Source organism: Okeania sp. SIO3B5, from assembly GCF_010692555.1.
Taxonomy (GTDB): Bacteria; Cyanobacteriota; Cyanobacteriia; order Cyanobacteriales; family Microcoleaceae; genus Okeania.
The window spans coordinates 24104-37604 of sequence record NZ_JAAHHG010000052.1 but is presented as its reverse complement, the minus strand read 5'-3'; the positions used below and the strand labels follow the sequence as shown (position 1 = coordinate 37604).

The 13501-nt window shown below is 40.0% G+C and carries 7 protein-coding genes; 5 read left to right on the top strand and 2 right to left on the bottom strand.

Annotated features, from left to right (window positions below):
• Together F6K54_RS10005 and F6K54_RS10000 are read left to right on the top strand one after the other, a co-directional pair.
• Positions 1–3141: calcium-binding protein (locus F6K54_RS10005; RefSeq protein ID WP_293077012.1), on the top strand; the 3141-nt coding region annotated here is incomplete at its 5' end.
• Positions 3142–4011: 870 nt separating this feature from the next.
• The gene (locus F6K54_RS10000) at positions 4012–6111 is read left to right on the top strand and encodes a tetratricopeptide repeat protein (RefSeq protein WP_293077010.1); all 2100 of its coding nucleotides are present in this window, start codon (positions 4012–4014) and stop codon (positions 6109–6111) included.
• Positions 6112–6446: 335 nt separating this feature from the next.
• Here the strand turns inward: F6K54_RS10000 and scpB are convergent, their stop codons facing one another.
• Entirely contained in the window at positions 6447–6959 is a 513-nt protein-coding gene (gene scpB, locus F6K54_RS09995; RefSeq protein WP_293077008.1) for an SMC-Scp complex subunit ScpB, read from the bottom strand.
• A gap of 635 nt (positions 6960–7594) precedes the next feature.
• Between scpB and rpmI the strand changes: the two genes are divergently transcribed.
• The 3 genes from rpmI (at position 7595) to F6K54_RS09980 (ending at position 8871) form a co-directional block, all read left to right on the top strand.
• Complete coding sequence (gene rpmI / locus F6K54_RS09990) at positions 7595–7792, top strand: 50S ribosomal protein L35 (RefSeq protein ID WP_293077006.1); 198 nt, start codon at positions 7595–7597, stop codon at positions 7790–7792.
• Positions 7793–7810: 18 nt separating this feature from the next.
• Positions 7811–8167: a 50S ribosomal protein L20 gene (gene rplT / locus F6K54_RS09985; RefSeq protein ID WP_293077004.1), complete on the top strand. Its 357-nt coding sequence runs from the start codon at positions 7811–7813 to the stop codon at positions 8165–8167.
• 173 nt (positions 8168–8340) lie between these two features.
• Positions 8341–8871: a tetratricopeptide repeat protein gene (locus tag F6K54_RS09980; RefSeq protein ID WP_293077002.1), complete on the top strand. Its 531-nt coding sequence runs from the start codon at positions 8341–8343 to the stop codon at positions 8869–8871.
• A gap of 339 nt (positions 8872–9210) precedes the next feature.
• Here the strand turns inward: F6K54_RS09980 and F6K54_RS09975 are convergent, their stop codons facing one another.
• Complete coding sequence (locus F6K54_RS09975) at positions 9211–13290, bottom strand: PAS domain S-box protein (RefSeq protein ID WP_293077000.1); 4080 nt, start codon at positions 13288–13290, stop codon at positions 9211–9213.
• Positions 13291–13501: the final 211 nt, after the last annotated feature.

The window sequence follows — 13501 nt, the reverse complement described above, 5'->3', positions numbered from 1 at the left end:
CCAGAACCAACTCCGGAACCAACTCCAGAGCCTACTCCGGAACCAACTCCAGAACCAACTCCAGAACCAACGCCCGAGCCAACTCCAGAACCTGCTCCAGAACCAACGCCCGAGCCAACGCCCGAGCCAACGCCAGAACCAACTCCAGAGCCTACTCCAGAGCCAACGCTAGAACCAACGCCCGAGCCAACGCCAGAACCAACTCCGGAACCTACTCCAGAGCCTACTCCAGAACCAACTCCAGAGCCAACCCCAGAACCAACTCCAGAGCCTACTCTAGAGCCTACTCCAGAGCCTACTCCAGAGCCTACTCCGGAACCAACGCCAGAACCAACTCCGGAACCTACTCCAGAGCCTACTCCGGAACCAACGCCAGAACCAACTCCGGAACCTACTCCAGAGCCTACTCCGGAACCAACGCCGGAACCAACTCCAGGGCTTACTCCGGAACCAACTCCAGGGCTTACTCCGGAACCGACTCCAGAACCAACTCCAGAACCAACGCCAGAGCCAACGCCAGAACCAACGCCAGAGCCAACGCCAGAACCAACGCCAGAGCCAACGCCAGAACCAACTCCAGAGCCTACTCCAGAACCAACGCCAGAACCAACTCCAGAACCAACGCCAGAGCCAACGCCAGAACCAACGCCAGAACCAACTCCGGAACCAACTTCAGAGCCTACTCCAGGGCCTACTCCAGGGCCTACTCCGGAACCAACTCCGGAACCAACTCCAGAGCCTACTCCGGAACCAACTCCAGAACCAACGCCAGAACCAACTCCAGAACCAACTCCGGAACCAACTTCAGAGCCTACTCCAGGGCCTACTCCAGGGCCTACTCCGGAACCAACTCCGGAACCAATGCCAGAACCAACTCCGGAACCAACGCCAGAGCCAACGCCAGGGCCTACTCCGGAACCAACTCCGGAACCAACTCCAGAACCAACGCCAGAACCAACTCCAGAACCAACGCCAGAACCAACTCCAGAGCCAACGCCAGAGCCAACGCCAGAGCCAACGCCAGGGCCTACTCCGGAACCAACTCCGGAACCAACGCCAGAGCCAACGCCAGGGCCTACTCCGGAACCAACTCCGGAAGCTACTCCAGAGCCAACTCCAGGGCCTACTCCGGAACCAACTCCGGAACCAACTCCAGAACCAACGCCAGGGCCTACTCCCGAGCCTACTGCGGAACCAACTCCAGAGCCTACTGCGGAACCAACTCCCGAGCCTACTGCGGAACCAACTCCAGAACCAACTCCAGAGCCTACTGCAGAACCAACTCCCGAGCCTACTGCGGAACCAACTCCAGAACCAACTCCAGAGCCTACTGCGGAACCAACTCCCGAGCCTACTGCGGAACCAACTCCAGAACCAACTCCAGAGCCTACTGCGGAACCAACGCCAGAACCAACACCGGAACCAGCACCAGAGCCTACTCCGGAACCAACGCCGGAACAAACGCCGGAACCAAGGCCGGAACCAACTCCAGAACAAACGCCGGAACCAAGGCCGGAACCAACTCCAGAGCCTACTTCGGAATCAACGCCGGAACCAACTCCAGAGCCTACTTCGGAATCAACGCCGGAACCAACTCCGGAGCCTACGCCAGAGCCTACTCCGGAACCAACGCCGGAACCAACTCCGGAACCAACGCCCGAGCCTACTCCGGAACCAACTCCAGAGCTTACTCCAGAGCCTACTCCAGAGCCTACTCCGGAACCAACGCCGGAACCAACGCCGGAACCAACGCCCGAGCCTACTCCGGAACCAACTCCAGAGCTTACTCCAGAGCCTACTCCAGAGCCTACTTCGGAACCAACTCCGGAACAAACGCCGGAACCAACTCCAGAACAAACGCCGGAACCAACTTCGGAACCAACTCCGGAACAAACGCCGGAACCAACTCCAGAACCAACTTCGGAACCAACGCCGGAACCAACGCCGGAACCAACGCCGGAACCAACTCCAGAACCAACTTCGGAACCAACGCCGGAACCAACGCCCGAACCAACTCCAGAACCAACTCCGGAACCAACGCCGGAACCAACTCCAGAACCAACTTCGGAACCAACCTTAGTATCAGAACCAGAAATTATTTCTGACTCAGATCCCATTCTTGAACTACAGCCAATTTCGGTTTTAGTCCCAGAAGAAACAACTCTTTTGATACCTGCCGAAGCAATACCACCAATAGTAGATTTCAACGCTGTCATCAGTATAATCCCAGAAACGAATACCTTTATAGGAACTCCAGAGTCAGACAATTACATCGGTACCGAAAATACTGATGCCATCTACGGTAATGAAGGCAGCGATCGCCTCATGGGTATGGATGGTAGTGATGTTATTGTTGGTGGTATATATAGTGTAGATCTACTTCAAGCAAGTCAGATCGATACTCCCACTAATGATAATGATAACGATCTAATCTTTGGTGGACGCCAAGAAGATTTAATTAATGCGACTCAAGGCGAAGATATTGTCTACGGTGGGAAAAACGAAGATACTGTCTATGCAGGTAAAGGTAATGATTCTATATTTGGAGAAAACGATGATGACATTTTGATGGGAGATAAAGGAGACGATAGCATCTATGGTGGTAGTAGTGATGCCAGCCAAGATAGTAATGGAAATGACCAACTCTACGGTGGTGAAGGAGATGACTACCTCAATGGCAACCAAGGTAATGACACAGTATCAGGAGGTACAGGAAACGATAGCATCAATGGTGGTAAGGGTGATGATATTGTCTACGGAGGAATAGGCAACGATAGCATCAATGGTGACAAAGGAGAAGATACCCTTATCGGTGGGGAAGGCAATGACTTACTAAATGGTGGCCAGGGTGACGACCTACTTTATGGTGGTCAGGGTAATAATACTCTCAGTGGTGGTGAAGATGGCGATCGCTTTGTCTTAACTGCTTTTGAAGGAGTTAATACCATAACTGACTTTAGTAATGAGGATACTTTAGCTTTAGTTAGCTTTAGTGCTGAAGAACTAGAGTTTGTTCCCAATATTGGGGAAAATATAACAAATATTGTTTTCAATGGTGAAATTATAGCTATTCTCGAAAATACTCAAGTTGATACGAATGACTTAAACTTCATAGAATATCAATCCATTGAGGAGATTTAACGAAGTCAGAAGTCAGAAGTTATTTTTGTAACGGGGATTTGAGCAACTCTCCAAAAATATTGCACTTTAAAAGGCAGGGTTGCGCGACCCATATTATTTTGATAACCACCATATAGAACCCATTTGGGATCTATTTTAAACCTACATTTCGCACGACAAAATGTAGCATAAAAGAAGGAGACAGGAGACAGAATTTTAGAACAAAATCATAGCTGCCGTGATTGAGTAATCATGTATAGCAAGTATTTATGCGTAAATTTTTTACTCGGAAAAAGTATTATAGTCTAAAGTATTATAGTCTTTTGGCCTAAATTCTTAGCCATGCAATTTCCAATTACAGCAATTTCGGAGTTATATCATGTCCGGTTGAACAGTGATAAATAAATAACTACGGAGGAGTCAGGAGTCAGGAGTCAGGAGTCAGGAGGAAAGAGGGAAGAAAGAAGAAGAACTGGAGTTGAAGGAGAAAGTTTTTTTATCACTAATTATCCGGACATGATATTAGTGAGGTACAAAATTTTATTTAGTAATTTTGGTAACACAAGCATCCTGCTTGTTACAGGCTAGAAGCCTTTTGGCAGTTCAAGTATCCTGCTTGTTACAGGCTAGAAGCCTGAACTGCAAAGATAGAGATTAATCTTCAACTGTACCTCACCATCCTCAAAAGTGCTTTCATTAATGGATAATGGATAATTGATAATTGATAATTACCTCTGGTTAAAACCGCTCTTGATTGAATATAAGGAGATATTATTTCTTTTTTTTCCCCTTAAAAGGGGAGGCTTTAAACCTTAATTATTTAATTATTAATTATTAATTATTAATAATTCGGTAAGTGACTTTTTGATAGTAAAACGACTTTAAAAAATTATGGTTAGTTATAAATTAAGTGGTGGGGGTTTATCAGCTAATGACCCCACTTATGTAATGAGAAAACAAGATGCAGAATTATATGAAAAACTCCAAAGTGGAGAATATTGTTATGTGTTTAATGCTCGTCAAATGGGTAAATCTAGTTTGCGAGTAAAAGTGATGAAAAAATTACGGTCTCAAGGTTGTAAATGTGCGGCAATAGATATGAGTAGATTAGGTGATTTTTCTATTCAAAAACAATCTTGGTATGATGGTTTTTTAGAAGAACTATTTCGAGGATTTGGTTTGGCTTATAGCATTGATTATCAAAGCTGGATTGAAAGTTATCAAAGTTTTACAAATATCCAGCGTTTGGCTAGGTTTATTGAAGAGATTTTATTTGTTAATTTTGCCACTGAAAAAATTTATATTTTTCTGGATGAAATTGATTTACTGGTAAATTTACCCTTTAAAAATGAATTTTTAGCTTTTGTTCGCTCTTGTTATAATCGCCGAGCTGAGGATGAAAAATGTGATTATCATCGGCTGATTTTTTGTTTTTTTGGAGTAGCAACTCCAGAAGATTTAATTAGAGATGGGAGACATACTCCTTTTAATATTGGTCATCCGATTGAATTAACAGCATTAAATTTTCAAGAAGGAAAAAACTTAACTCAGGGATTAATAGGAATAGTAGAAGAGCCGGAAATTGTTTTACAGCGAGTTTTTGATTGGACTGGAGGTCAACCATTTTTAACTCAGAAACTTTGTCAAATTATTGTCGATCATACAGATAGCACTGAGCCGGATATTGATAAGTTAGTAGAAGAACATATTTTGACATATTGGCAGGAAAAAGATTATCCCACTCATTTAACATATATTCGTCATCATTTACTTAGTCAAAATCTACTCACGCCTGAGTTACTGAGACTATATAGAAAAATTCTACTAGGAGGAGGAATTAAAACTGATGAAAGTCGAATACAAATGGTACTACGTTTGTCAGGAATAGTCATAAAAAAACAAGATAGATTAGTTGTTTTTAACAAAATTTATCGGACAATTTTTAATCTAAATTGGATTGAGGAACAGTTGGCAATTTTAGCAAAAAATCAGGATAAACAGACTCCTAAAAAAATGTGGATGCGTTTCGTTTTTCCTAGTTTAATTTGGGGAGGAGTGATTAGTTTACTTGCTTTGGGATGGCGACAACAAAAGCTTGATTTAAATGACTCCGATCGCTTGATGCAAAGTCAACTTCCCCTCACCGATCGGCAACCACCACCACCTAGGTTTGATGAACGAGGCGATCGCAAACCGCCACCCAGGTTTGATGGACGAGGCGATCAGCAACCACCACCACCCAGGTTTGATGAACGAGACGATCGCAAACCACCACCTAGGTTTGATGAACGAGGCGATCGCCGACAACCACCACCTAGGTTTGATGAACGAGACGATCGCAAACCTCGACCACCAAGGTCTCGTAAACGAGGCGATCGCCGACGCCCACCAGATTATATATCTGATGATGCTCTCAGCCTCTGGCCACTGTCACTACCTGATAAGCAACCTCCGCCACCCAGGTCTCATAGACGAGGCGATCGCCGACGCCGACCACGTCATAGACCTGGTGAGGGGAAAAATCTCAAAAAATTGGCAGAATTCTACTCTCAAAAAGGGTACAAAGATGCAGAACCACTATTGCATAGTGCTTTGGCTATCCATGAGAAAGCTTTGGGTACAGACCATCCCGGTATCGAAGATAGCCTCAATAGCTTGGCAGCACTCTACTATTCCCAAGGGAAATATACAAAAGCGGAACCTATTTTGCAGCGTGTTTTGACTATCAATGAGAAAGCTTTTGGTACAGACCACCCTCATATTGTACACAGTCTGTACAATTTGGCACAACTCTACTCTGAGCAAGGAAGGTACGCAGAAGCTGAACTATTGTTGGAACGTGCTTTGACTATCAATGAGAAAACCTTTGGTGCAGACCATCCTCATGTTGCACACAGTCTGAAGAATTTAGCAGAACTCCATTATGAGCAAGGAAAGTATAGAGAAGCTGAACTTTTTCAACAACGTGCTTTGGATATCAGAGAGCGGTAAGGTAAGGAAGAAGGAAGAGGGAAGAAGGAGAAAGGCTTAAGAGCAAGAAAAAAACTTAAATTTCCAGATATTCAACTCTTGGGTTTACACAAAGGAGTCAGGAGGGAAGAAAGAAGAAGAAAAAGGAATCACGCTCTTATCCGAATATAATATCATACCTCAAATCACCAACGCTGATAATTTTTTTATGTCCAATCAAACGGATTTAATATTACACACCTTAACCTACTTCCGTCATTACGACCGATTATGTTGATAATTCTATAATTACTTCCATCTCCCCTACTCCCCTACTCCCCTACTCCCTTACTCCCCTACTCCCCATTTCCAAATACTTATTCCTCTTCATCATGAGATAAAGAACTAAGGTCAAGTGATAATTGTTGAGGAAGTTGATCTAGTTGGAAATACTGATGAAATTTATCTGTGACTTGTAACCAATAAGAACGAGATTCTTTTTGGCGACGTTTACGAATAAACCCCAAGGTAACAAGTTCTGGAACGTGCTGATAAACTCCTGAACCACGAATATCTACTAATTCTGATTGACTAATACCTCCTTTAAGAGCGATCGCTGCTAAAGTTCTCAGAGCACCTACTCCTAACTCTGGTTGAATCAAAGATTCTATTAACTCAGCAAAAGTTGCTTTGAGTTGAAGACTGTAGCCTTTTTCAGTTTCTACAACTTCTAAGGCAGTATGTCGGTGGGCATATTCAGACATTAATTCGATTAAAGCATCTTTAACTTGGCCACGCTCACACTTGGCAATTTCAGCAATTTCAGAAATAGAGAGGGGTTGTCCCTTGAGGTATAAAATTGCCTCAATTTTGCTAGGAAGACTAAACATTTAGCACTCTGAAGGTAATTTTGATTAGAAAACTTTGCTCATCAATGAAGGCAAAGTTTTCTAGTCTGATTTTTTTTATCATAAGGTTGTTTTTACGTCAAACTTGAAGTCCAAATCTAAGGTATTGTATAGCAAAGGTAGGGAAGTGGGAAGAAGGAAGAGGCAGGAAGCTTAAGAGCAAGAAAAAAAGTTAAGTCTTATATCTCACATTCCGCACCACAAAATGTAGCAACCGAAGGAGGAGTCAGGAGACAGCTATACTGGAGACAGAATTTGAGAAGAAAATCATAGCTGCCGCGATCGAGTACACGATCGAGTAAGTATTTATGCGTAAATTTTTTACTTCATTATTTGATCGACGAAAAAAGTAATTGAGATGATTTGTATAGTATAAATACTTACAAAGCTATGGATTTATATACTACTTTTAATGATACGCTCTTGAAGTGCGGAATGTGGGTTATATAAATATAAATCATCAATTATTTATCCCTGTTCCCTGTTCCCTGTTCCCTGTTCCCTATTCCCTGTTCCCTATTCTATCTTTTCTGGACATATCTAAATAAAATAAGTCTTTGATTTTAACAAATTTTTGTGCTATAATTAAATATTGTGTCTAAAATTACTGCAAATTCATGCCAAAACTAAAAACTCGCAAGGCAGCAGCTAGACGCTTTAAAGTCACGGGCAGTGGAAAAATCATGCGTCGTAAAGCTTTTAAGAGTCATCTGTTGCAACATAAAAGCTCCACTCGTAAGAGTCGTCTGTCTAAAATGGCTCTTGTCCATGAGACTAATGAAGAAAATGTACGTTTAATGCTTCCATATTTGTAAAACTTTAGGGGAAAAATTATGACCAGGGTAAAAAGAGGTAATGTTGCTCGTAAACGCCGTAACAAAATTCTTAAATTAGCTAAAGGATTTAGAGGTAGACAGTCTAAACTATTTAAAGTTGCTAATCAGCGAGTCATGCAGGCGTTACGCAATGCTTATCGCGATCGCCGTAAACGCAAACGGGACTTCCGTCGTTTATGGATTACTCGGATAAATGCTGCAGCTCGTCAACAGGGCATGAGTTATAGTCAACTGATAGGTAATATGAAAAAAGCTAATATTGTCATTAACCGTAAGATGTTAGCCCAATTAGCAGTTTTAGAGCCTGAAACTTTTGCTAAAGTAGTTGAATTAGCAAGTCAAGCTAAAGGATAATATCAACTAGAAGATTTAGGGAGTTGGAAACCGGGAATTTTGATGGTAGCTACTTCCTACTTCCTACTCCACTCCTATACAAAATCCTAAAACAATTACAAATCAATACTTTTGACTTTTGACTTTTGACTTTTGACTTCCGCTCTTATTACTAATAAAAATTAATATTAATTATGGATAGCACTCTACCAGTTTTATACCTATTAATACTACTAATATTATTGTCTGTGGCAGGTATATTTGTCATTCGCCAGATTACTAAGACAAGGAAAACTGAAATTCAGCTTTCTAATTTGAAAAGTAAACTGACAAAAGAACAGGGAACAATAGATGAATATTATCAGCTTGGCAGTATATTTTTAGAAAAAAAATTGTATTCTCAAGCAACTGAATTGTTACAAAAAGCTGTGAAATTAAAAAGCTCAGAAAGTTCAGAAAGTTTTGCTAAAATTTATAATGCTCTTGGTTTTTCCTACTTTGCTAAAGATCAATACGATATTGCTATTAGGCAATATAAAGAAGCATTAAAAATAGACCCTAATTATGTGACTGTTTATAATAATTTAGGCCATGCTTATGAGAAGAAAAAATTAACTGCTCAAGCTTTAGAAGCTTATGAGTCAGCACTAAAATGTGACCCCAAAAATGATACTGCTAAAAGACGCGCAGAGTCTATGAGAAAACGTTTAATACCATCTTCTTAAAGAAGGAAGAGACTCAACAATTAATAATTAATAATTAATAATTAATAATTATATCAAATCCGTTTAATTCGGTATAAAAAAATCTTCCATCTTCACTCAGAGCGGAAATAATTCTGAGCTCTCTTCCTTTCTGAATTCTGGATTCTGTTTGCGGAGCATTCCATAGGAAATTCAGAATTCTGATTCACTATCTTATTACACCGATGCTACCGGATTTGATATTACATCATGTCCGGATAATTAGTAATCAAAAAACTTTTTCTATTCAAGCCTTTTCTTCCCTTCTGCCTTCTGCCTCCAGCATAGCTGCCTTCCTTCCTCAACCGAACATGATATTAGCTATTGACTACTGAGCTTCATCGGAATTTTAATCACAAACTCTGTACCTTTACCAGAATTAGAGTTACATTTTAGGCTACCGCCATGTTTCTCAACTACAATTTCATAGCTAATAGATAATCCTAGTCCAGTACCTTTACCAATATCCTTAGTAGTAAAGAAAGGATCGAAAAGACGCTCTTTAGCTTCTGGTGTAACACCAAGTCCATTATCCCGAATACAAATTCGTACAAATTTACCAACAATCTTAGTGGAAATTTCAATTAGACTTGGTTCTAATTTAATTTGTTCGGTAGTCCGCTTTGCATCTTTTTCTTCAATAGCATCAATGGCATTACTAATAATATTAATAAATACCTGATTAAGGTCTCCTGGATAACATTCTACTTCTGGAAGATTGCCATAATTTCTAACGATATCAATGGCCGGAAGATTATTTCGCCTATTAATGCGATTATATAAAATAGTAAGAGTACTATCAATTCCCTCATGGAGGTTAGCTTTTTTATGTCCAGATTCATCAAGGCGTGAAAAATTTCTCAAAGATTTGACAATATCTTCAATACGGTTAGCTCCCACATTCATTGAGTTGAAAACTTTCGGTAAATCTTCCTGCAAAAATTCTAATTCCATCGTTTCTATTACTTCCTGAATTTCAGGATGTGGGTTAGGGTAATGGGTTTGATATAGCTCAATCAAATTGAATAAATCTTGAGTATATTGTTTAGCATGAGAAAGATTGCCATAAATAAAACTGATGGGATTATTAATTTCGTGAGCTACTCCTGCAACAAGTTGACCCAAACTAGACATCTTTTCATTTTGAATCATCTGAGCTTGAGTCCGCTTCAGTTTCTTGAGAGTAGCTTCTAATTCTCTTGTCTTGCTACGACTTTGATTATAAAGTTCTGCTTGAGTCAAAGCAATATCTAACTGTTCCACTACAGCTTGTAGTAAACTAATTTCTGTATCACTCCAGTGGCGTGTCTGAGTGTGATTATTACATATTAATGCTCCAATTTGACCTGATGTTTTTTGAAAGGGAACAGACAGAAAAGATTTAATTTCTATTGATTTGAGCAATTTTTGAAAAATTAGATCTGGTTCTAAGTTAGTATCAACTACTTTGATAACTTCTAAATGTAAAGCCTTCTGATTGATCGAACCTAATATGGAAGTTGGGTACTTCTTTGGTATATCGGACAAACCTGGAAGTTGAGACACATTACTAATATACCAATAAGGTTCTTCTGCATCAGTGCAATACCAGGAAAAAAGGCATCGATCTGTTTGCATCAACTCCCGAACTCTATTGAGAGTAGTATTTAGAATAGTTTCAATATCCAGAGAATGGCGTATCTGACTGATAATTTGGTTAAACAGTTGTTCTCGTTGGGCCTTTTCTCGTAACTTTTGTTCGGTACGCTTGAGTTCAGTAATATCTCTTGCTATACCTACGATACCAATAATATTGCCTTCAGCATCTTGAAAAGGTGTTTTTGTCGTGAGGAAGGTTCTGAGTTGACCTTTTATAGGTACAAGTTCCTGATGGTTTTTTGAGTTGCCACTATCAATAGTTTGGCGATCGTTATCCCTGACTTCTCGTACAATTTCAGGAGGCAATATAACTGTATCATCCTTGCCCAGCATATCCTCAACTGATGTGTTAAAACTATCAGTAAAAGCAGAATTAACTAGCAGATATTGTCCTTGTAAATTTTTGGCAAAAATTACATCTGTTGTGCTATTAATTACTCCATTTAATAGGTTGTAACTCTCCTTGATTTTTGCTTCTGCTTGCTTGCGATCGCTAATATCCCTACAAATACAAACAAGTCCCACATCTGTCATTGTTAAAGCAACTTCTTCCTCAAAAATTGTACCATCTTTTCGTTTTGCTACACACTCCCCTTGCCAAAAACCTTGTTGTTCGATTATAGGAAAAGCCTCTTTTTTGATACGTTCTAATTCTTCCTGTTCATATAAAATTTGCCAACTTTTCCCCAGTAACTCTTCTGGGTTATCGTACCCGAGAATCTGCACATGAGCATGATTTATGTATGAGTAATGTTCTCCATCAACTAAAATTGCAATCCCATCTATTGCAGCTTCAATTGCCATCATTTGCTGTTTTAGTTGTTCTTCTACTCGCTTGCGTTCAGTAATATTTGCATAAGTACCAAGAATACCGAATATTCTACCATCCTCATCAACTAAAGGAACTTTGCAAATATCTAGCCAAACTTGCTCGCCATTAGGAAGTTGTCTTTGCTCAACTAAGTGCATTTGTGGTTTGCCAGAGTGCATAATTTCTCGATCGCTCTGTTGTTCCAATCTGGCCTCCTCCTCACTCAAGGCAAAACTATAGTCTGTATTGCCAACAATTTCTGAGCAAGGTTTGTGATTTATTTCTCTAATAAATGTACTATTACAACCTTTGTAAATACTATTGCGGTCTTTCCAGAAAATAGCTTGGGGCAAAGTATCTACAATAGTTCTGAGTAACTGTCGCTGTTGGACTAATTCTGATTGAATTTTTTGGCGTTCTGTGACATCATGTGCCAAAGTAAAAGCACTAATTACCTGATGAGTCTCATTATGAAACGCAACATTATGCCACTCACAAACAATAATTTCTCCTGTTTTAGTTATGTTTTCATTGATGCTGAATGTTCCTCCTGTTCCTGCAAGTAACTGTTGAATTACTTGAGCTACATCATCTTGCGCTGAGGGAGGAACAAGATGAAATTCTGAGACCGACTTGCCAAGGACTTCTGCTTTGCTATAACCAAAGATTTTTTCTGCAGTATGATTCCAGTCAATAACGTGAAAATCAGCATCCCATTCTATTGCAGCTAGAGGAGACTTTTCAAAAAAGTATCTTAATTTTTCTTTGCTCTGACGCAAGGCAACTTCAGTTTTCTTTAGTTCGGTAGTGTCAAGAATAATGCCATCCCAATAGACATTTCCATCATTTTGTTTGCATGGCGTTGCAGTTGCTTGTAGCCACTTGAGCTTGCCAGAAGGAGTTGTAATTCTATATTCTGTTTGCCATATTGCTTCAAGTTTGAATGCCTGAGTTATAGACTGCTGAAAGGTAGGAAGATCGTCGGGGTGAACTAATTCCCACAAGATACTATTATCATCAAGTGCCGCTTCAGGATCGAGTTCGCAGATATCGTAACAACCTTCACTCAGGAAGGTAAATTTTCCTATAGGATCTGTAGGAGATTGACAATATTGATAAAAAAGTCCAGGGGTGCTTGCAGCAATACGTTGCCAACGAGCTGTAACTTCTTGTAGTTGTGCTTCTGTGTGCTTTTTCTCAGTGATATCTTCGATGGATACTACTATACCTGTCACATTTCCTTCTTTGTCATGGAGTGGTATTTTGTTCGTCTCGATCCAAGCTTGACTACCATCTGGACGATGTTGGGTTTCTATAATATTAAACTCTGGAGTATTAGTCTCCATAATTCTCAAATCGCATTCCCGATACCACTCAGATTCTTCCTTTGTAGTAGGCATATCGTAGTCAGTTTTACCAATAATTTCTGTAGGTGATGAAAAACCACAAATTTGAGCAGCGTAACGGTTGCACCCTAAAAAAATCCTGTTGCGGTCTTTCCAAAAAATCATTTGAGGTAAGCGATCGATAATTGAGAACAATAGCTGTTGTGACTGTTGAAGCTGTTTCAACTCAGTGATATCTTGAGAAAATGTTACTAAATAACTAATTTTTCCTTGACTATTACGCAGAGGAATTTGATGGATAGCTAAATAGCGTTCTTCTGTATGATCATTTAGTTTAATTTGGGTAGTTTTTTCTACAGGATGTTTATCGTTTGTTATTCTGCTTACTTCTGAAATTTTAGTTTGATTTTCACGACTTTGTTGCTGAAAAGCACGATTGCTATAAAGTATCTCCTGATTCACCAAATCTTGACAAATTAAGTTTTCAGGTAAAATATCTAATATTTGCTCCAACTGATATAGACGTTCTCGAAGAATAGCATTTTCATTTTGTAAATCAACTAACTGTTTTTGGCAGGTGCGCAAACTGTTGACATCAGATTTCATAACTCTTTACTAGCTAATATTAAGAAATTATATAATTTTATTTTGATTAGTTTAACGTTCACTAATATCATAACTAATATTATTGTTTTTGACATCTAGTATTTTACAGTTAAAGCCTATTAAGTTTGATGGGGAGTAGGGGAAATGGGAAAATGGAATCATTTTTCTACCTGCTTGGTGCGCGTTCCCTTATAGATAATGTAATCACCTA

Excerpts from the sequence above, each read along its gene's own strand:
- F6K54_RS10000 (WP_293077010.1), top strand. The coding sequence starts at position 4,012 with ATGGTTAGTTATAAATTAAGTGGTGGGGGTTTATCAGCTAATGACCCC.
- scpB (WP_293077008.1), bottom strand. The coding sequence starts at position 6,959 with ATGTTTAGTCTTCCTAGCAAAATTGAGGCAATTTTATACCTCAAGGGA.
- rpmI (WP_293077006.1), top strand. The coding sequence starts at position 7,595 with ATGCCAAAACTAAAAACTCGCAAGGCAGCAGCTAGACGCTTTAAAGTC.
- rplT (WP_293077004.1), top strand. The coding sequence starts at position 7,811 with ATGACCAGGGTAAAAAGAGGTAATGTTGCTCGTAAACGCCGTAACAAA.
- F6K54_RS09980 (WP_293077002.1), top strand. The coding sequence starts at position 8,341 with ATGGATAGCACTCTACCAGTTTTATACCTATTAATACTACTAATATTA.
- F6K54_RS09975 (WP_293077000.1), bottom strand. The coding sequence starts at position 13,290 with ATGAAATCTGATGTCAACAGTTTGCGCACCTGCCAAAAACAGTTAGTT.